The organism is Bacillus sp. FSL K6-0138, from assembly GCF_037982765.1.
GTDB classification, from domain to species: domain Bacteria; phylum Bacillota; class Bacilli; order Bacillales; family Bacillaceae; genus Bacillus; species Bacillus glycinifermentans.
Genome location: NZ_CP150286.1, coordinates 1651647 through 1672652 on the forward strand (window position 1 = coordinate 1651647; position 21006 = coordinate 1672652).

Consider the following 21006-nt stretch of genomic DNA (forward strand, 5'->3'; position numbering starts at 1 on the left):
TTTTTCGCTTCAAGATGGTATTGAAATACTACGTTTTTGTCTGCATCTAAATAGATAGTCGGAATTTTGTAGGCGTTATAAAGCAGTTTCTCGACAAATTCCAGGTCTGTAGAGATGTTCATATGTTCAAGTCACACTCCTTTTTTTAGGGGAATGATTGTTGGCCCTAAATAAACTTAATTTATCAAAAGATATCTTTAGTTTATCATATTTTCAATAATTGAAAGCGATTACAATAATACGAAAGCTGGAGGTGATAATTGGTTCAAAGGTTGTGTTTTGACATTATATTTAAAGGAGAGCCAGCGATCATGAAAAAGAAAATCAATGACTTGATCTTACAAATGACATTAGAGGAAAAGGCTGCCTTATGTTCAGGCGCGGATTTTTGGCATACAAAGGGGATCGACAGGCTGGACATCCCGTCCCTAATGCTGTCAGACGGTCCCCATGGTCTTCGCAAACAAAAAGAAGGTGCCGATCATTTGGGGATTCATCAAAGTGTGCCTGCCACATGCTTTCCGACCGCAGCCTGTTTGGCATGTTCTTGGGACCTGAAATTGATGGAAAAAGTCGGGGCCGCCTTAGGGATAGAGTGCCAGGCAAATGGTGTCTCCATTTTGCTCGGGCCGGGTGCAAACATTAAACGCTCCCCCCTATGCGGCAGGAATTTCGAATACTTCTCGGAGGACCCTTATTTATCTTCAAAGATGGCGGCCAGCCATATAAAAGGGGTGCAAAGTCAAGGGATAGGAACTTCGTTGAAGCATTTCGCAGTCAATAATCAAGAGCACCGCCGAATGTCAATTGATGCAGTTGTAGATGAAAGAACATTAAGAGAAATTTATTTGGCCAGCTTTGAAGGCGCTGTGAAAAAGGGGCGCCCTTGGACCGTGATGAGCGCATATAACAAAGTCAACGGAACATACGCATCGGAGAACCACTACTTGCTGAATGACATCCTAAGGGAAGAGTGGGGATTTGAGGGATTTGTTGTTTCAGACTGGTCCGCTGTGGACGAACGTGCAGAAGCGCTAGCTGCGGGATTAGATCTTGACATGCCTTCGACAAACGGACTGAACGATCAAAAGATTGTTGAAGCGGTGAAAAGCGGGAAGATAACCGAGGGAACATTAAATAGTGCTGTTGAGCGTATATTAACGGTTATCTTTCAAGCAGTCAAAAGTAAAAAAGAAAATGCAGCATACGATCCAGATGCCCATCATGAACTCGCCCGTGAAGCAGCAATTGAAAGTATAGTTCTTTTAAAGAACGAAGGTCAGATTTTACCATTGAAAAAAGAAGGTAGCATCGCTGTGATCGGCGCATTTGCGAAGACGCCCCGCTATCAGGGGAGCGGCAGCTCACGCGTTAATCCGACAAATCTTGAGAACATATACGACGAGATTGTCAAATCAGCCGGTTCTCACGCCACAGTGATGTATGCAAAAGGGTATGACATTGAAAAGGATACAATAGATGACCAGCTGATTCAGCAAGCGAAGGAAACCGCCTGTCAATGTAAAACAGTTGTTTTATTTGCGGGTCTGCCGGACCACTATGAGTCTGAAGGGTACGATAGGAGTCATATGCAAATACCTGAAAATCAACAAAAAATAATTGAGGCTACAGCAGAAGTTAATCAAAACATTGTCGTTGTATTAAGCAATGGCGGTCCGGTTGAGATGCCTTGGATCAGCAAGGTGAAAGGCTTGCTTGAAGGATATTTGGGGGGCCAGGCGCTGGGAAGCGCGATTTGCGATATATTTATTCGGTGATGCCAATCCTTCCGGGAAACTTGCGGAAACGTTCCCTAAACGGTTACATGATAATCCTTCATATTTGAATTTTCCTGGAGAAGGAGACAGAGTCGAATACCGGGAAGGCCTGTTTGTCGGCTATCGTTACTACGACTCGAAAAACTTGGAACCTTTATTCCCGTTCGGATATGGATTAAGTTATACGAGTTTTGAGTATACCGGCTTATCAATTGACAAAAGGAAATTGCGCGATACAGAAAAGTTAACGGTGGCTGTAAATGTAAAGAACGTTGGAGATGCCGTCGGAAAAGAAATCGTTCAGCTTTATGTGAGAGACAGAGAGAGTACCGTTATCAGGCCGGAAAAAGAATTGCGGGGCTTTGAGAAAATCACCCTTCAGCCCGGTGAAGAAAAAACGGTTACATTTGAATTGGATAAGAGGGCGTTTGCTTACTACAATACCGAACTGAAAAACTGGCACGTGGAAGCGGGGACGTTTGGCATTTTAATCGGAAAGTCATCAAGTGACATTGTGTTGGAAGAAACGGTTGAAGTCGAATCAACTGTTAACATGATCAAACCTTTCCATCGCAATACATTGGCGGGCGATTTAATGGAAGACCCTGTAACAGCTCCGGTAATATCGAGGTTTTTAGCGAAGCTGGGGGAAAGCAACGGAGGCGGTCAGGCTGAACAAGACAATGCCGAAATGATTGAGGCCATCATTAAATATTCTCCTTTACGTGCTTTTGTTTCATACAGCAATGGGTCGATAACCGATCAAATGATCGAAGAGCTGCTAATTGAATTAAATGATCTAAAAGCTTCTTCTTTGGATCAATCGGCAAAATGACCGATAGCTTTAGCAATTAAATGAAAGCGTTTTCGTAATAAGGTGAAAAAACAGCACTGATCTTGATTTTAATCGTTCATAAATAAAGGAGGGGACAAAATGGAGATTAAAAATGAAGCGTTTGCTGAACCGGATATCCTAGGTCCAAACACCGCGCTGACAAATAAAAATTTGCTGGGCTACGGCATTGGAGCCTTTGGCATTATGTCGCTGTGGATTCTTGGAAGCACAATGCTTACCTATTATTACACGGAAATCGTTGGAATATCGGCAGGTCTTGTGGGTACAATTATTTTTCTCTCTCGAATATTTGACGGAATCAGCGATGTGGCAATGGGGTATGTGGTGGACAACACCAGGTCAAAACACGGAAAGGCGCGCCCGTGGCTGTTATGGCTGGCCGTACCGTTCAGCATATCGGGAATTCTCGTATTCTCTGTTCCCGATATCGGAACAACCGGTCAGGTCGTATACGCCGTCATTACGAATCTGCTGTTTATCTTGATGTATACGGGGATCAGAATTCCATATAATGCGTTAATTGCCTTGATGTCAAACGATTCTCAGGAACGTGGGATGATGAGTATTTATCAAATGGTTCCCGGATTTACCGCTGGAATGGTAGTTTCGATTGCTTTTATTCCTCTATTTAATATGCTGGGAGGGACCCGGATTTCCTGGTTTCTTCTTGTGTTGATTCTGAGCGTTATGGCGGGAAGCTTTATCTATGTTACGTTTCGTTCAACGAAAGAACGGGTCGGCTCACACAATGAATCTGACGTAAAAACAAAAGTATCGTTTATTACCGGTTTAAAAGTTTTGCTTGGAAATAAATTTTGGGTGCTCATATTTCTGGTTGGTTTGTTGATGTCAGCTTTAAATGCAATGTCGAGCGCCGGGGGATTGTATTATGCTTTGTATGTTTTTGGAGACGTTAATTTAATTGCTCTCATAGGGGCGGCTACTTCGCTTCCGGTTTTGGTGTCCCTCTTTTTTATTGCGCCGCTGGTCAAAAAATTTGGAAAAAGAAATGCTGCTCTTGGCGGTGCTTTTCTCGGGATAATTGGCGGGATCATCAAAATAGTCGATCCATCCAATCTGGTGATCTATATGACGGGGAGCGTTTTGCAAACGATTGGTACTGTTCCCGTCCTTGGCATTGGAATTGCTTTGTTGGCAGATACGATAGAGTATGGCGAGTGGAAGACTGGCATCCGGACAGAGGGATTGGCCACCAGCGGCGGAATGTTTGCCGACAAGCTTGGAAATGGCCTTGGAACGGCGATTGTAGGCTGGACTTTGGCTTTGGGAGGCTATGTTGCAGGTGCGGCTGAGCAATCAGAATCGGTTATATAGCCGTATTAGCGATCAATATCTATATCCCCCTCGTTTTTATGATTCTATTAGCAATATTTTTAATGTTTTATAAGCTGGATAACATTCATCCAAAAATTGTCGCAGAATTGGCTGAACGCAAAAGAAACTGTGTGGGAGGACCGAAAACATGAAAATTCATCAATTGAAAACAAACCGTATCACAAATCCTCTAGGCTTTTTGCTTGAAAATCCCCGGGTGTCATATGTGGTAATCGATACGAAGGCGCAAAAACAAAGCGCTGCTCAAATCGAAGTCGCGACGGATAAAGATTTTACGGCTGTCATATATGACAGCGGAAAACGGGGAGATATCGACAGTCTTGCTTTTGAACTTCCGATCAAACTGGAACCGCGGACGCGTTATTACTGGCGTGTTCACGTTTGGGCAGACAATGGGGACTATGCTGTGAGTGAAGCAGCTTGGTTTGAGACGGCTAAAATGGATGAGGAATGGGGTGCAAAGTGGATTACGCCGCTGTTAGAGCCGACGGTGCATCCCGTGTTAGTCAAGGCGTTTTCGATAGACAAAGAAGTCGAATCTGTTCGGATCTATGCTTCGGGCCTTGGCGTATACGAAATGACGGTCAACGGCGAAAAGGCGGGGAACGAATTTCTTGCCCCCCACTTTAATGCCTATGATAAGTGGATACAGTACCAGACCTATGATGTGACTCGACTCGTACAGCAAGGGGAAAATACTGTAGAAGTCATGCTTGGAAACGGCTGGTATAAGGGCCGGTTTGGATTCGAAGGAAACGCTGAGAATTTATATGGGGATCGATTTGCGTTCATTAGTGAATGTCATATTGTGTATCGGGATGGTTCACGTGAAGTGATTCCGAGTGATTTAAGCTGGAATGCGCGGAAAAGCAAAGTGCTGGATAGCAACATTTATGACGGCGAGATATATGATGCGACATTGGATACCATTCAAGAGTATGGAGTAAAAGAAATTGATCTTGGGTACGACCGGTTAACGGACCGCCTGAGTCTTCCAGTGGTCACCAAAGAAGAAATCCAACCGATTGAGATCATTTCCACACCACGAGGAGAAACGGTCATAGACCTCGGACAAAATATGGTTGGGTGGCTTCAGTTTCGAACAAGGGCTCCAAAAGGGACGGTCATTACATTGCAATACGGAGAGGTATTGCAGGACGGCAGTTTTTATCGGGACAATTTGCGAACGGCAAAAGCTGAATATACCTATATAGCAGATGGACGTGAAAGGACGGTGCGCCCCTTCCATACTTTTTACGGATTCCGCTATGTCAAAGTCGAGGGATGGCCCGGGGAGTTGCGCCCAGAAGACTTTACGGGCTGTGTCATCTATTCAGACATGGATCAGATCGGTCATATTGAAACAAGCAATCAAGATGTGAACCGTCTTTTTTTAAATGCCTTATGGGGACAAAAAGGTAACTTTTTAGACGTTCCAACGGATTGTCCGCAGCGTGATGAACGCATGGGATGGACCGGGGACGCGCAAGTATTCTGCGGAACGGCGAATTTTAATATGGACACTTATGCGTTTTTCCGGAAATATTGCTATGACATGGGAAAAGAGCAAGAAGCACGCGGCGGAATGGTTCCAATGGTCGTGCCTGCTGTCAATGTACACGGAGGCGGATCAAGCGCGTGGGGAGACGCGGCGACAGTCATTCCGTGGAATGTGTATCTTCATTACGGTGATCAAGCGATTTTGAAACAGCAGTTTAAAAGCATGAAAAGCTGGGTTGATTTCATCAAAAAAGCGGATGATGAGTCCGGCGAAAGAAGGTTATGGACAGAAGGATTCCATTTTGGGGACTGGCTGGCGCTTGACGGCAGTGATCCGGATTCGCCAATGGGAGGGACAGATCCTGCCTTTATTGCTTCCGCGTATTACTGTTATTCCGCAGAGCTTGTAGCAAAGGCGGCTACCGTCCTCGGCGATCTTGAGGGAGCGAAGCGATACGGGCAGCTTGCCTCGGAAATCAGGCGCTCCATCCAAAAAGAGTTCTTCACTGAAAATGGGCGGCTGGCTGTCCCGACCCAAACCGGATACGCTGTTGCTTTGTTTATGAATCTTGTACCTGATGAACATAAACAGCGCATAGCCGATGATTTGCGGCATCGTTTGCGGCTTGATAAGAATCACCTGCGGACCGGGTTTGTCGGCACACCTTTTATGAACCGAGTTCTCTCGGCGTTTGGAAGCAATGACATCGCCTACACATTGTTGTTAAACGATGATTTTCCAAGCTGGCTGTATGCGGTTAAAATGGGAGCCACAACGATTTGGGAGCGGTGGAACTCCATCCAGCCGGACGGAAAAATGAGTGAATCGGGGATGAATTCTCTTAATCATTATGCATACGGTGCCGTTGTTGAGTGGATGTATCGGACGGTGGCAGGGATCAATCCTTCCGCGGAAAAACCAGGTTTCCGCCATACCCTTTTGGCGCCGCAGCCTGATTTTAGACTGAAATGGGTAAAAGCGTCGCTTCAATCAGCTGCAGGACTGTATAAGAGCGAGTGGACATTTAACGAAAAGGGGCATTTATCGTTTGTTTTTACGATCCCGTTCAATGCGACAGCCACGGTCAGACTGCCTGACGCAAATGTTCTGGATATATCAATAAACGGGCAGAGAATAACTGATGCTGAAATTCCCACAATACAATCGGGAAAACACGTGCAAATTGAATTGGCCAGCGGGACGTGGAATATCTTTTACGCCCCCACCCGCCGGTACATAAAACGCCTGAGCACCCGCACACCGCTTGGCGAGCTGCTTGAAAACAGACAAGCGAAGCGTATCTTAGCCGAACTTTCGCCGATGGTTGCCGATTTGGATCCACAGGTCATGGGGCATGCCGCCCAAGCGTCGATTAGAGAATTGACTGCTTATCCTTCATTTGCCGCACCTGATGAGCTGCTTGATGAATTAGATGATAAGTTGTCAAAAATAGAGGTTTAACCCGCCGGTTTCTTAGCAGCTTTATAAGGCGAAGATCTATTCCGGGATCATTAAACTTTATTTTTCAACAATGATCTTTGTATAGTCATATCATTTATGTCAGAGAGCGTTTAAGATACTGTTGCATTCAAAATAGCAAGATTTTTCTGCAACCAAGAGCAGTTCGTTGTATGGCTGATGTAGAATAAAAGGAATAAGGGGGAACCTGAGCGTGTCGAAAATTGATTTTTTGAACAAAGAATTCATTCGCAATCCTTTTCCCGTCTACAGTGAAGTTCGAGAACAGGAACCGGTTTATCGCTTTCTGTTGCCGAGCGGTCATTATGCCTGGATCGTCACGCGGTATGATGATGCAGTAAAGGTGTTGAGCGATTCAAAGTTTATTGCCAATCCGCTTCATTTAAATGAAGCGGATGATCCGGCTGAGCCTCCTCATAAGAAAATTATTTCCAGAAATCTGCTCAGCGTGAATCCTGCCGATCATCGGCGTTTGCGCCGCTTGGTGCAGAAAGCCTTTACCCCGCGCATGGTTGAAAGGCTTCGCGGGCGAATCGAAGAGATAGCAAACGAACTTCTTGATAACGTGCAGGATAAAGGGGAAATGAATTTAATCGAAGACTATGCTTTTCCGCTTCCGATTATTGTGATTTGTGAAATGCTGGGTATTCCGCATGAAGATCAAGATACATTCAGGAAATGGTCTGATGTTATTATGGAAGGTGTGAATAATCCCCATTTTGAACAACAAAGTGAAGAGGTCATGATTGCTTTTGTCGATTATTTGCGTGACTTGATTGCGCGAAGAAGAAAAGAGCTGAAAGAGGATTTGATAAGCGATTTGATTAGTGTAGAGGTTGAAGGGGATGTTCTTTCCGAGCATGAAATGTACGCCCTCGTGTTTGTTCTTATTATCGCAGGGCATGAGACGACCGTTAACTTGATCGGAAACGGAATTTTGGCTTTACTGCACCATCCGGATCAAAAGGCCAAGCTGCAAAACCAACCGGAACTCATTCATTCAGCCATCGAAGAGATGCTTCGCTATGACGGCCCGGCAGAGGTAAGCAATATTAGGTGGGCTACTGAAGACGCGAAATTGGGAGGGAAAACAATTCGCAAAGGGGAAATGCTGTTTATTTCGTTCTCTTCCGCTAACCGTGACCCGGAAAAATTTGCTGATCCCGATTCCTTTAATATTACCCGTGAGGCGAATAACCATCTTGCTTTTGGCAAAGGAGTCCACCATTGCCTCGGTGCGCCGCTGGCCAGGCTGGAAGGGGAGATCGCCATTGGTACATTGCTGCGCCGCATGCCCGATTTACGTTTGAAAACAAATGCCGATTTTCTCGAATGGCGTCCCGGAATGATTATACGGGGATTAAAAGAGATACCTCTTTTGTTTTAAGACGCCGTGAATCAGGCCTAATCATCCCAAGGGGAGGACCCTTGGGGTTTTTTATATGTTTTGCAATATGAGCCATTCATCTGTTGGCTTTCGGTTTCTGCAACAAGTTATAATGAAACAGTGAAGTTCTTTTTTCAAGCCGCCTAATTTAATGTAAAGGGAAGTTGATCCAAATATGTCCGATATGTCTGCAATAAAAATAGCAAATGAGGAACGCGATGACGCGAATCAATTATATGCTGCCAGGGCGCCTGTTATGATTTGGGTGGCTATCACTTATGCGACAACTCTTGTTTTGCAGTTTATAAGTCGTCCATTATTGGTGCATACCATTATTTATACTTGTTTCATTGCTATACATATTATGCTTTATTGGCGGATGAGCGGCCGGCCGCTGCAAAAAACTTGGGTGTATATTGCCGCGCAAGGCATCTTAGTTTTTGTCTCAGGCTGCATCATGCCTGACGGTTGTCCGGCTACATTTATCGGCCTTTATACACTTTTAATCGGGCAAAGTGTGGGCGTCTACTATCGTATAGGAAAAATCCTCCTCTCATCCCTTTTCTTTTTGTTTTTGTTTTGCCTTGGTGTCTTTTGGATGCAGGGGATTTGGAATTTATCGCTGTTTCTGTTGATTATGCTCCCTTTAGTGGTTAGCGTTGCGGGTTATGCCATTCTGTTTTTCAGGCAGGTGCGGGCGAGAATCCGCACGCAGGCTTTTCTTAAAGATCTGGAGGTTGCCCATCAAAAGGTGGAGCAGCTGACCGTTGCAAATGAACGGCAACGCATGGCAAGAGACCTGCATGATACGCTTGCCCAGGGGTTGGTCGGCCTCATTATGCAACTGGAGGCGGTTGACGCCCATATGAGCAGCGGCAATTACAAGAAATCTCAGGCAATTGTCATGCAGGCCATGGAACGTGTTAGGGAAACCTTGGCTGAAGCGCGTCTTGCAATCGACAACCTGCGTTTAAAAGGGGCTCAAGACGCGGACTTTAGTGGAGCAGTTGATCACGAAGTCCATCGTTTTCAATCCGCTACCGGAATTCCGTGTTTTGTTCAAATGAAACTGACAGGTGCGCTGCCGGGTCTCATCGTTGAACACGGACACCGAATTATAAGCGAATGTTTAACAAATATTGCGCGTCATGCGAAAGCCAAGCATGCTTGGCTTACAATTGAAGAAAGAAACAACAGGCTTTATATTGAAATAAAGGACGATGGGACAGGTTTTGATCCTCGCATGACAGAAAAAAAAGCGGGACATTATGGATTATTGGGCATCCATGAACGGGTTCGTGTGTTAAGAGGTGTTATAGATGTTGAAAGCCGATTGCAAGAAGGAACAACGGTTCAAATAGAAGTACCCATCCATAAAGGAGAATACCTGTGAGATACAAAGTATTAGTTGTTGATGACCATTTTGTCGTAAGAGAAGGGCTGAAACTCATTTTAGAAACGAGCGAAGATTATGAAGTATGCGGGGAAGCGGATGGAGGAGAAGCAGCGCTTCGCCTAGCGTCAGAATTGAATCCTGATGTCATTTTAATGGACCTCAACATGCCGAAGATGAGCGGACTGGAGGCGATAAAAAGATTGCGGGACAGGGATCCCGGCATTCCTATTATTATTCTGACGACATACAATGAAGATGATTTGATGGTTCAGGGGCTCGCTTTAGGGGCGAAAGGTTATTTATTAAAAGACACAAGCAGGGAAAACCTGTTCAGGACGATTGAATCGGCCATTAGGGGCGAAACGCTTCTGCAGCCGGAAATAACTGACAGGATATTTGCTGGCAAAATAAGCGAGTCTTTGTCTGAAAATAATTCCGTAAAAGCAATCCTGACAGAAAAAGAGCTTTTTGTGCTACGATCTGTGGCACACGGTGCAAAAAACAAGGAAATCGCTTTTGACTTGGGGATTTCAGAGCGCACAGTGAAAGCTTACTTAACAAATATCTATAATAAGCTGGGGGTTTCTTCAAGGTCTGAGGCTGTTGCGGTGGCCATTGAACGGAGAATCCTTCATTTATAAATGGTACATATGAATCTTGCCCTTTCGTACATTAGGCATTTGCCCTAATGTACGATTTTTTTTGTTTTGTCTTTGTTTAATATAAGGATATGCTTCAAAAGGATATTCATTTGAAAATCACAGGACTGCCGCCTGTTTACAAAATATGAAGCAAAAGAAAGGTGAGAAGTATGGCAAAATATTTGTACAGACTCGGAGAGTGGGCATTTCTTCGGCCGAAAAGAGTGTTGATCGGATGGCTGTGCATCCTGGCTGTTGCAGGAGCTGTAGTATTTGGGATTGGCACTTCTTTTGACGGAGAGATCGCGATCCCCGGGACTAAATCAGAAAAGGCGGGCGAACTGCTGAAGAAGAAGTTTCCATCAGGTAATGAAAACGGCACAATTCAGCTGATATTCAAGGCGCCGAAAGGAGAAACGCTCGAATCTGATTCCGTCAGAAAAAAAATACAAGAGACATTGAAAGAAGCCGTTAAAGATAAGGCTGTCAAATCGGTGGCTGCCCCTTATCAAAGCGGAACGGTGAATAAAGACAAGAAAATCGGATATGCAACAATTACGTATCAGGCTAAGGCTGACCAAGTAACCGAGGCTTCGAAGGACAAAATAAAAAAGGTTGCCAAAGAAGCGAACAGCAATGGCATACAGACGGAACTCGGAGGAACAGTCGAGTTTTCAGAGTTGGAGATCGGAGGAGCATCAGAGATTGTTGGGGTGGTCATCGCTTACTTCATTCTCGCCTTTACATTTGCTTCCTTTCTTGCCGCGGGGCTTCCGATCATAACGGCTCTTATCGGGCTAGCCAATGGCCTCGTTATTGTGATGATCGGCTCAAATTTTACGACAATGACATCGGTGAGCCTGTCGCTTGCCGTCATGATCGGGTTAGCGGTAGGCATTGACTATGCGTTGTTTATAATTTCAAGTTTCCGTAAGTTGCGAGCCGATGAATTAAGTGTGAGAGAATCAGTCGCTCGTGCTGTTGGAACGGCAGGAAGCGCTGTTGTTTTTGCGGGAGTCACTGTTATCATCGCCCTCTGCGGTTTGTCAGTTGTCGGCATCCCTTTTCTTGCAAATATGGGATTTGTGGCGGCGGTAGTGGTCTTTTTTGTAGTGTTGGTTGCCATCACCGCCGTACCGGCTGTTCTCAGCCTTGTAGGAGAACGGATTTCTCCCGCAAGGAAAAATAAATGGCTTGGCGCGATGTTCAAAAGCAAGCAGAGAGAGAATTCTGATTCTAACGCGTGGGGACGGTTCATCACCCGTTATCCGATTTTAATTGTATTGGGGAGCATCATCTTGACCGCAGTCATAAGTTTGCCTGCCCTGCATCTTGACCTTGGTATGCCGGATAATGGAATGAAATCAAAAGATACGATTGAACGGAAGGCATACGATTTGATGGCTGAAGGATTTGGTGATGGTGTCAACGGACCGCTTGTCATTGTAGCTGACGCGTCTAATGAGCAAAATCATCAAGCTGCAATTCAAAAAGCGGCTAAAGAGCTGGAAGGAATATCAAATATAGACAGCATATCTCCGCCCATTCCAAACTCGTCAGGAGAATATGCAATGATTAACATAACGCCGAGTACGGGTCCGAAAACACCGATGACAAAAAAACTTGTGGAAGATATTCGGGATAAAGCAGAACAAATTGCACAAAAAGAAGATGTCAAATTTGAAGTGACAGGACCGACCGCAGTAAATATTGATATTTCTAATAAACTGACAGAAGCGCTTTCAGTGTTCATTCTCATTGTTGTCGGTTTTGCATTTGTCCTTCTCGTTGTTGTATTCCGTTCAATTCTCATCCCTTTAAAAGCGGTTCTCGGGTTTATCATGACACTTACAGCCACACTCGGATTCACTGTCAGTGTTCTCCAAGACGGATATTTAAACAGCCTGTTTGGAATACCTGCGACAGGGCCTGTCCTAAATTTCCTGCCGATTCTAGTCATCGGCATATTATTCGGCCTTGCTATGGATTATGAAGTTTTTCTCGTGAGTAGCATTCGAGAGGAGTATGTACGCTCTGGAAATGCCCGCAAATCCATACTATCAGGGTTGAAACACAGCGGGGCAGTTGTTTCCGCGGCCGGATTGATTATGATCTTTATCTTTGCCAGCTTTATTTTCGGAGATGACATTACCATTAAGTCAATGGGGCTTGCCCTTGCATTTGGTGTTTTGTTCGATGCCTTCGTCGTTCGGATGACCCTGGTCCCTGCTGTCATGTCGTTATTAGGGCGATCAGCTTGGTATTTACCTAAGTGGCTGGACCGTATATTGCTAAAAGTAGACATTGAAGGGGTATCTCTTATTGACGAACTTGAAGGCAAGGAGGCTCAGAATATAGATAAAGCAATGTAAAGATAGGGGAACTAGCAGGCTTATACACCAAACCAGGTGTATAAGCCACACTTAATCTGAAGATAGCTATATATGAGTAATATTACGCCTTGGCATAAATTGTCTAGGAGTCCATTAATGATACTAAAAATAAGTCATCCCCATACATAGATCAGAGACTGTTTTACAACAAAACTTAACCTCAGAAGGAAATACTCATGTACATATTGCATAACAACAAGTCTTGAATTAAATTACTTAAGAAAATTCGCCATTAATTCCTTGAAGATGTCTTAACAGCTCTTCATTTTAGTTATGGTATTAATAGCCGTGTGCACAGAAACAATTTCCTCATCAAGCTTTCCTTCTGGCATTGCTAGGGGAAGACTCATTTTTTCCTCGGCAGGTTCACTTCCATTCAACCATAACCCATTATGAGAAAAAAACTTCTTTTCACCTTTTTAAAATACATATTTTCAACACATTTTTTGCTTATACTTCTTATATCAAAATGAAAAGGAGTGAGTGAAAAAAATAGTTTGGTTACAGATTTTGCTCTTTCTTGCATGACCTATAATGATGTTGTTCTGTATGAAGGGTATGTTTAAAGAGCATAAAAATACAAAAACGGATCAACACCTAAAATCATCTACTGGATTACAATCGTTTCAAAATAAAATAGATGAATTGTTCGAACAAAACCAAAAACTTATGAAGGAAATCTAATTCTTGAAAGAGAAGAGCCCTACAACAATCAGAAAATAGTAAAGAGTCAAAGATACTACATGCAAAAGCCGTATATCCTTAATGGTGGAAGATCTTTGGCAACAGTTGTTGTCATTGTTTACCGATAGAGGACGGTAACAATTGAGAAACGAGCTGATGACAATGATGAACGGAATGATCAATAGTACTTCTATGACAGGAATGTGTATAATGCTGTTCTTCGGCTTCCTGTTTTTGATATTGCTCACGGCTGTAGCCGTTTATGTGGTTGGTCGCTCTTTTAAGTGCGGTGTCAGAGGAACTGACCGACCGCTAATGTTATTAAAAGAAAGTTATGCCAAGGGTGAAATAAGTGAGGAAGAGTATGAACGAAAACGGAAGGTATTAAAATAGAAAGTAGATCATCTTTAAATAAAGTGTATGTTCGTTTAACCAACAGCATTCGATAGTTCGAGTGCTGCTGTGTTTTTTTGTAAAAGATACTGGCATCTCCATCATGATAAAATTCATTCTTCAAACTTTTCTATTAGCATAACAAATAGGAAACTTTCCAGTGCGATCCTATGGCATTATAATTGTATAGATATTATACATGAGCAAGCAAATAATACTAAAATGAACCGAATTTTTAACAAGAAAGAAAAAACAGGTGCTTTATAGTGAAATTCGATAATCATCTTCATAAATTCTACACATTTTCTTAGTATGATATCATTTAAATACAAATGCCAAAAGAGGAAGATATTTCACGAAAAATGGAAAAAGAAACCTAATGATCGCATCATTATTTGCAACTCTTTTATTAATACTGGGTGCTTGTGCAGACGCGAATAATGATAATGCAAGTAAAGACAATACTGATGATATGCAAGATATAGATCACAGCAATATGGAAATGAATGAGGAAGCTCCTAAAGATATGAAAGAAGCAAAAAATCCAACATATAAAATTGGAAGCAGTGTGATGAACAAGGCAAATCACATGAAGGGTATGAAAGGTGCCAAAGCAACGATTGTCGGTGCCTACGATACTACAGTCTATACCGTTACGTATACTCCAACAATCGGCGGAAAAAGAATGAAAAACTATAAATGGGTCGTTCAGGAAGAAATAAAAGAGGCAGGTGATAAACCTTTTGAATCGGGAACGGAAGTGACCTTAGAAGCAAATCATATGAAAGGCATGAAAGGTGCAACTGCCACAATTGATACTGACGAAAGAACCACTGTGTATATGGTTGATTATCAGCCGACCACAGGTGGAAAAGAAGTGAAAAATCATATGTGGGTAACAGAAAGTGAACTTTCTGCCACTGATTAATATTGAAACGCGGGAAAACCGGGTACAAAAAAAGAGCTTATTCCTTTAATGGATAAGCTTTTTTGCAGTAGATGCCGTCAAGATTGAGGAGGGAGCACATGAGGAAGAAAATTTTAGTTGTTGATGACGAATGGAAAATGAGAAACTTACTAAAAATTCACTTAGAGGAAGATTACGATATCATAGAAGCAAATGAAGGAGAGGATGCAATTAAGAAAGTCAAAACAGCTTCTTTTGATTTAATTATCCTCGATATTATGATGCCGGGAATGGATGGCTGGAAAGCATGTAAAGAAATCAGAAAAGTGAGCTTTTCACCAATCTTGATGTTGACTGCTAGAAGTGATGTAAAAGATAAAGTGCATGGGCTGGAAATTGGCGCAGACGACTATTTAATCAAGCCGTTTGAATCAGAGGAGCTAATTGCTCGGGTGCATGCATTAATCAGAAGATCGGTGTTAAATAAAGAAAAAAAAGAAGATGAAAATATTATAAACTATGGAGACGGTTATCTTCAGATTGATCAAGAAGCCCATGCAGTTTCGCTAGGAGGGGAAGTTTTGGACTTAACTCCAAAGGAATATAAAATACTCCATACAATCGCACTCAATCCTAAAAGGGTCTTTACGCGAGAAGTACTCCTAGATATATTGTGGGGGCAAGATGATTTCAGAGACACAAGAACAATAGATACACATATCAAAAACATTCGACTAAAAATTAAAGACATTGGTTCTGGCTATAATCCAATCCAAACGGTGTGGGGGATAGGCTATAAATTTCAAGATGTGGATCAATCCATATGAATATGAACAGCATTACATTTAAGCTCAGTGGAACCATCATCATTTTATTATTGACTGTTCTTTTCCCATTAGTTTTTACTATTGATCAACTGTTTACAGCGTTTTATAAGAATCAAAAGCAAGAAGAGATGAATCATTTTGCAGCTAAATATTCAGCGTCTATTTCAAATGTGGAAGATACAAATGCTTATCATATGTTTGAGATGTCGTCAGAATTAATGAATGCAGACCTTTTTGTTTTTAATATGAAGGGCAAAATAATAAAGAGTACGGGGCTTTTGGGGTTTAACGAAGGTACTCAAGTTGCGGATTATATCTTTAACCCGATTTCTAAAGAACAGACGGTTGGCATCGAATACTCCAAAAAAAGTGGAGATCCAAAATTTCTGCTGACAGGTAAGCCAATTGTAATTGGAAATGAAGTGAAAGGTGGACTTGTCGTTGTTTCCAATATGGACGAAGTGAATACCTCTATAGCGAAAGTTCGCATCTGGCTATTGGTATCTGTGATAGGATCTTTGTTTATAGCAATTGGTTTTACATTCTTTATATCCAAAAAACTTTCTGCTCCACTTTTGAAGATGGAGCGTGCTACACGTGAGATAGCAAAGGGGACACTTAAAACAAGGCTCGTCGTTCCTACAAAAGACGAAGTAGGAAGTTTGGCGGCAGCTATAATGGATTTGGAAAGAGAGCTCGAGGATTATAGGACCAATCGAAGAGAGTTTTTCGCAAACATTTCTCATGAATTACGAACACCAATATCATACATTAAAGGATATTCAAAGGTTTTGAAAGACGAGCTTTACGGCAGTGAAGAAGAAAAAATACAATATTTGATGATTATCTATGATGAATCAACACGACTAGCGGAGCTTATCAACGACTTATTCGAACTGGCGAAAATGGAAGAAGGCAAGTTAGATTTAAGCTTTGAATGGGTGGACATATCGGAGGTTTTAAAAAGCTCTGTTAAAAAAGTTGATCTAAAAGCAAAAGAAAAAGGAATTCATATTCATTTTAATACCCGAAACGACCCTCCATTTTTATATTCAGACGGGAAGAGGCTGGAACAAATATTCATCAATTTAATCGAAAATGCTATCAGGTACAGTAATCAGGCTACAAAAATTGAGGTATACACGGCACTTCAAAAACGGGACATTCAAGTTTTTATAAAAGATTTCGGCATCGGTATTCCAGAAGAAGATTTACCTTATGTTTTCGAACGGTTTTATCGCGTTGAAAAATCAAGATCCAGATCTACGGGGGGCACAGGTTTAGGACTTGCGATCGTGAAGAATTTGGTTAAATTACTAGGAGGGCGAATCGAAATAAAGAGTGCTGAGAATATTGGGACTACATTCAAGCTAAGCTTTCCAACCGGCAAAAAAGTGAGTGAGAAGTGATGAAAAAAATAACCAGCATCATCATACCATTGTTGTTTATTCTAGTCGGTGTCGGATGCCTTACATTATCCAGCACAATTTTTAATATAAATGGTTTCGATCCATATATGAAATCATTTTTTGGAATTTGCCTATGTATGTTGGTACCAATGATTATTACTATCATATATTTGATTTTCAATAAAAAAAGATAGCAGCATTCATGAAGAAAGTACAGTAACGGTTGAGGTGACCGGGGCTTTGACGAAAAACATAGAAATAAACCGCCCGTTAAAACGGGCGGGACTTACATCACTATAATCCATGTTACTCTGGCTTATTATCTGCATTAGGGTCTGATGTGAAGTCTGACTTGAAACCTTTATATTTCACTTCAGTTACCATGCCTGCTGAAGCATGGTGTAAGTCATGGCAGTGGAACATCCAATTGCCGGGATTATCTGCTTTGAATGCGACCACATATTCGTCACCAGGTTTTAAATTAATGGAATCTTTAATAATTGGTGAACCTTGAATGGGTGTGCCATTCTTACTTAACACTTGAAAGAAATGCCCGTGTAAATGCATTGGGTGGTCATCATTCTTGGAACGATTGAACATTTTTACTTTGACTAAATCTCCATTTTTCACCGCGAGATTTTTTGTGTCGGGGAATGTTTTTCCGTTTATTGTATATTTCAATTCATTTTTCTCGGAAATCGTGTTCAAGTTCATCGTATATTCTAAATCATACGATTGATCGAGTGTAAACTCTTGTTTACTCTTTTTGCCGTAAGAAGTTAAATCAATGGTTGGCAGAGTTTCTTTTTCATTCGGTTGATCGATGTCTTTCCCCGAAAAGCCTTCATATTGTATGAGTGCTTTCATTCCTTTTGTACCTTTCATTTCTCCATGACATTCAAGGTTCCATTTACCAGGGTTATTTGCTGTAAACTCAATATCATAACGCTCACCAGGAGCTATGGGCAACAATTTATCTTTAATAACACCGGGATCATTAAGTTCTAGCCCATCTGTACTGATCACTTTAAAATCATGGCCGTGTAAGTGAATTTTATGCGACATAAATCCGGCATTAATAAGTCGAAGCCTTACTTTATCGCCTTTCTTCACTTTCAAAGGTGAAATATCATTTCCGCTTTTCCCATTAATGGTGAAAATATCGTACATGCTCATGTCATGCTTCATTCCTGTAGAATGATCTGAATTATCGTCTTCACCTGAATTCATGGTCATCTCTCCATGGTCCATGTCACTCATCTGATTAGATTGAGAACCCATATCCATTCCAGAACTCATCCATTCATCTAAAACGAGAGTGTAGTCTTCATCATATTTTTTATCATCATTTTTTTTCTCAACGATAAGTGAACCATAAAGCCCTTTGTCTAATTGTTCAACGCTATTTTGATGGCTATGGTACCAATAGGTGCCCGGTACAGTAGCTTTAAATTCATATGTGAAGCTTTTACCTGGTTGAACAGCATTCATCGTTACGCCAGGTATACCATCCATATGATTTGATATCGGCAGACCATGCCAATGTATTGTGACCGGTTCAGGTAATTCATTTTTAAGTTTAATCTTTACATTTTCGCCCTCTTGCACACGTATTTCGGGGCCGGGTACTGAACCGTTAAAGGTCCATACGGTTACTTTTTTCCCTTTGGTTAACGTGTGTTCTCTTTCTTGGGCAGTTATCGTAATTTCGTTTTGACTAATCTGCTCAGTATTAGATGTTGGTTTTATACTCCTTTCGGCTGACACTGGCTTTTCTTCTTTCATTTCCGTATTCACCTTGCTATGATCCGTTTCGCTTTTATTCTTTGTGTTCGAACATGCACCTAAAATGAATACAAATAAAGAAATGAAAAAAAACAAAATGATTTTCTTCTTCATTTTCCCACCTCCGAATTTTTGACAATCATATTTTAACGAGAAATTATGTAGATATCATGAAGAAGAAGGAATTATTGATAAACATTTTTATTTGGTTAACCATAATTATGACAAGGCATAGGGAAGGGGTAGTGAACGGGATGTGACGATGGGAATGACTGCAAATATCTCAAGCTTACCAATGAGCCGGCCTCTTTTTAAGAAAAAAATCTATCGATAGGTGGAAGTCTTTCAACAATTGGAAAAGGTGGTTTCCTTCGCTTTTACATTTTTTATATGAAACTACACAAATTCTACACATTTGTATAATTAAATAAATCCAAAGGGCCCCTCTTAAATGACCTTCTTATTGCGAAAGGTCGACGTGTTCAGTTATATCAAAACGTATATCCACTTGTGGTTGAACTACGGATCGCCAATTAAAATGTAAAGCTGGTGTGATTGAAAAAGCAGGAAAAGTTAACATGTTTTCCGAAGAAGTGATTTGTTATAAAGTCTGCTTAAAAAGGAGCAAACAATACAAATGAAGAAAATTATGCTTGTTTTGTCGTTAAGTTTCATTATTTTAGGTGCTTGTTCTACTAATACGAACGGAAATGCTGATTCAAATTCCAAAAAAGAAGAGAAGCGTACTAGCCTCACTTCCTCCAAATCGGGTGATGTGAGAGAAGAGACAAATTCAATTGATGTGTTGCCTGAATTCTTAAACAATAAGCCGAAAAATGTAAAGAATCTGTATAAAATTGCAGCACAGAATAAAGAATTGCTTGAAAGCATTCCTTGCTACTGTGGATGCGGTAAGTCTGCCGGCCATAAAAATAACTATGATTGTTTTGTTTACAAGAATAACAAAGATGGCTCTGTTGTTTGGGATGATCATGGAACAAAATGTGATGTTTGTTTGAAAATCGCAGATCGATCAATTTCAAAATCTAAAGAAGGAAAAACGGTAAAAGAAATTCGCAAGATGATTGATAAAGAATATAAGGAAGGATATGCTGACCCGACTCCTACCCCAGTAAGTTAACTAGCAACATAAAAGGGCAACTAATTCTATGAATGTCGATATCGGATAGAAGCATGATTTGGGCATCAAATGATGTGCAAGAACACGTGGATTTTAAAAGAGATTTAGAGATGGTAGGGTGAGAAGTGGTTACAAAAAATTATTTTGCAAGCAATCCGTCTAACAGCAGTATTTACATTTTCTAACCGAGATCCCCAGGTCCTTCGCGGTTATCTACCAATCCGTTCCATTCTCGACCTTGCAATGAAATTGATTGTTCTGTTCCCAACTTCCTCATTCCTTTTATCATCGATGTTCGATACCGTATTTTTCTGATAAAGTATGATAAAACATGCCGTTATCACTTTTTGACTTTTGTATTATTGAAATAAAGTTTGATCATTTTAAATAAAATTCGATAACTCACCAAAAAATTGATACAATTACGTTAATAGCTGAATGTTGATAATTCCTCAAACAGTCACAAGGGAGGATGTATCATGACCAAACATCAGATTTATACAATGAGTGTCGCAAGAGTCTATCCCTATTATATTTCGAAAGCAGAGAAAAAAGGACGTACAAAATCAGAAGTCGATGAAATCATTCGTTGGTTGACAGGATATAGCCAGGAAGAGCTAGAAGGGCAACTGGAAAAACAGACAGACTTTGAAACCTTCTTTGCGGAATCCCCCCGACTGAATCCTTCACGGGCTTTGATCAAAGGTGTAGTCTGCGGCGTCCGGGTGGAAGATATCGAAGAATCAACGATGCGGGAAATTCGCTATTTGGATAAGTTAATCGATGAGCTAGCAAAGGGAAAATCGATGGAGAAGATTTTGCGAAAATAATAATGACGAAAACTTTTTATAAAAAATGAATACTAATCCACAAAAGAAGAAATCCATTTTGATCAAACATTTTTCGAAATGGATTCTTTTTATTTGTTCTAAAATGGGTTTCTCGAGATGCTTTTTATTTCAAATCCTTAAAAAAATCTTTAAAATCACGCGTTATCCATTTTTATTGTATTAAAGTGGTAAAGGAAGGGATAGGTTTTCTTCAGGAAGAGCTTACGGTAGATCATCTGTAGA

Annotated in this window: 13 protein-coding genes and 1 pseudogene; 13 read left to right on the plus strand and 1 reads right to left on the minus strand. The window is 41.4% G+C overall.

Annotated features, from left to right (window positions below; genetic code table 11):
• Nucleotides 1-311: 311 nt before the first annotated feature.
• From MHB78_RS08910 to MHB78_RS08960, 11 genes and pseudogenes are all read left to right on the plus strand, one after another.
• Nucleotides 312-2613: pseudogene (locus MHB78_RS08910) on the plus strand (glycoside hydrolase family 3 C-terminal domain-containing protein).
• A 99-nt stretch (nt 2614-2712) separates the two neighbouring features.
• On the plus strand, nt 2713-3969 hold the full coding sequence (locus MHB78_RS08915) for a glycoside-pentoside-hexuronide (GPH):cation symporter (RefSeq protein ID WP_052948538.1): 1257 nt from the start codon (nt 2713-2715) through the stop codon (nt 3967-3969).
• A 148-nt stretch (nt 3970-4117) separates the two neighbouring features.
• Nucleotides 4118-6952 carry an alpha-L-rhamnosidase gene (locus MHB78_RS08920; RefSeq protein ID WP_046131571.1) on the plus strand — a complete coding sequence of 945 codons (2835 nt, stop codon included), beginning with the start codon at nt 4118-4120 and terminating at the stop codon, nt 6950-6952.
• 211 nt (nt 6953-7163) lie between these two features.
• On the plus strand, nt 7164-8357 hold the full coding sequence (locus MHB78_RS08925; protein WP_231947367.1) for a cytochrome P450: 1194 nt from the start codon (nt 7164-7166) through the stop codon (nt 8355-8357).
• Nucleotides 8358-8532: 175 nt separating this feature from the next.
• Nucleotides 8533-9750, plus strand: coding sequence for a sensor histidine kinase (locus MHB78_RS08930; protein ID WP_046131573.1), 1218 nt, complete (start codon nt 8533-8535; stop codon nt 9748-9750).
• A complete protein-coding gene (locus tag MHB78_RS08935) occupies nt 9747-10394 on the plus strand; it encodes a response regulator transcription factor (protein ID WP_046131574.1) in 648 nt (215 codons plus the stop codon). The genes MHB78_RS08930 and MHB78_RS08935 overlap by 4 nt, the downstream gene beginning before the upstream one ends.
• A gap of 170 nt (nt 10395-10564) precedes the next feature.
• Complete coding sequence (locus MHB78_RS08940) at nt 10565-12766, plus strand: MMPL family transporter (protein WP_065894589.1); 2202 nt, start codon at nt 10565-10567, stop codon at nt 12764-12766.
• A gap of 846 nt (nt 12767-13612) precedes the next feature.
• Nucleotides 13613-13864 (plus strand): SHOCT domain-containing protein, encoded by a 252-nt coding sequence (locus MHB78_RS08945; RefSeq protein ID WP_052948539.1) that lies wholly within the window; start codon nt 13613-13615, stop codon nt 13862-13864.
• Nucleotides 13865-14243: 379 nt separating this feature from the next.
• A complete protein-coding gene (locus tag MHB78_RS08950; protein ID WP_046131575.1) occupies nt 14244-14792 on the plus strand; it encodes a YdhK family protein in 549 nt (182 codons plus the stop codon).
• Between the two features lie 98 nt (nt 14793-14890).
• Entirely contained in the window at nt 14891-15598 is a 708-nt protein-coding gene (locus MHB78_RS08955) for a response regulator transcription factor (RefSeq protein WP_046131576.1), read from the plus strand.
• Entirely contained in the window at nt 15595-17007 is a 1413-nt protein-coding gene (locus tag MHB78_RS08960) for a HAMP domain-containing sensor histidine kinase (RefSeq protein ID WP_046131577.1), read from the plus strand. Before MHB78_RS08955 ends, MHB78_RS08960 begins: the two co-directional genes overlap by 4 nt.
• A gap of 306 nt (nt 17008-17313) precedes the next feature.
• Here the strand turns inward: MHB78_RS08960 and MHB78_RS08965 are convergent, their stop codons facing one another.
• Entirely contained in the window at nt 17314-18906 is a 1593-nt protein-coding gene (locus tag MHB78_RS08965) for a multicopper oxidase family protein (protein WP_046131578.1), read from the minus strand.
• 523 nt (nt 18907-19429) lie between these two features.
• On the opposite strand from MHB78_RS08965, the gene MHB78_RS08970 reads away from it, so the two are divergent.
• Entirely contained in the window at nt 19430-19933 is a 504-nt protein-coding gene (locus MHB78_RS08970) for a PCYCGC motif-containing (lipo)protein (RefSeq protein WP_046131579.1), read from the plus strand.
• Nucleotides 19934-20412: 479 nt separating this feature from the next.
• Nucleotides 20413-20763 carry a DUF2200 domain-containing protein gene (locus MHB78_RS08975; RefSeq protein WP_046131580.1) on the plus strand — a complete coding sequence of 117 codons (351 nt, stop codon included), beginning with the start codon at nt 20413-20415 and terminating at the stop codon, nt 20761-20763.
• Nucleotides 20764-21006 lie beyond the last annotated feature (243 nt).

Bases quoted from the DNA above. Each gene is read 5' to 3' on its own strand.
- MHB78_RS08915 (WP_052948538.1), top strand. From the start codon at position 2,713: ATGGAGATTAAAAATGAAGCGTTTGCTGAACCGGATATCCTAGGTCCA.
- MHB78_RS08920 (WP_046131571.1), top strand. From the start codon at position 4,118: ATGAAAATTCATCAATTGAAAACAAACCGTATCACAAATCCTCTAGGC.
- MHB78_RS08930 (WP_046131573.1), top strand. From the start codon at position 8,533: ATGTCCGATATGTCTGCAATAAAAATAGCAAATGAGGAACGCGATGAC.
- MHB78_RS08940 (WP_065894589.1), top strand. From the start codon at position 10,565: ATGGCAAAATATTTGTACAGACTCGGAGAGTGGGCATTTCTTCGGCCG.
- MHB78_RS08950 (WP_046131575.1), top strand. From the start codon at position 14,244: ATGATCGCATCATTATTTGCAACTCTTTTATTAATACTGGGTGCTTGT.
- MHB78_RS08955 (WP_046131576.1), top strand. From the start codon at position 14,891: ATGAGGAAGAAAATTTTAGTTGTTGATGACGAATGGAAAATGAGAAAC.
- MHB78_RS08960 (WP_046131577.1), top strand. From the start codon at position 15,595: ATGAATATGAACAGCATTACATTTAAGCTCAGTGGAACCATCATCATT.
- MHB78_RS08965 (WP_046131578.1), bottom strand. From the start codon at position 18,906: ATGAAGAAGAAAATCATTTTGTTTTTTTTCATTTCTTTATTTGTATTC.
- MHB78_RS08970 (WP_046131579.1), top strand. From the start codon at position 19,430: ATGAAGAAAATTATGCTTGTTTTGTCGTTAAGTTTCATTATTTTAGGT.
- MHB78_RS08975 (WP_046131580.1), top strand. From the start codon at position 20,413: ATGACCAAACATCAGATTTATACAATGAGTGTCGCAAGAGTCTATCCC.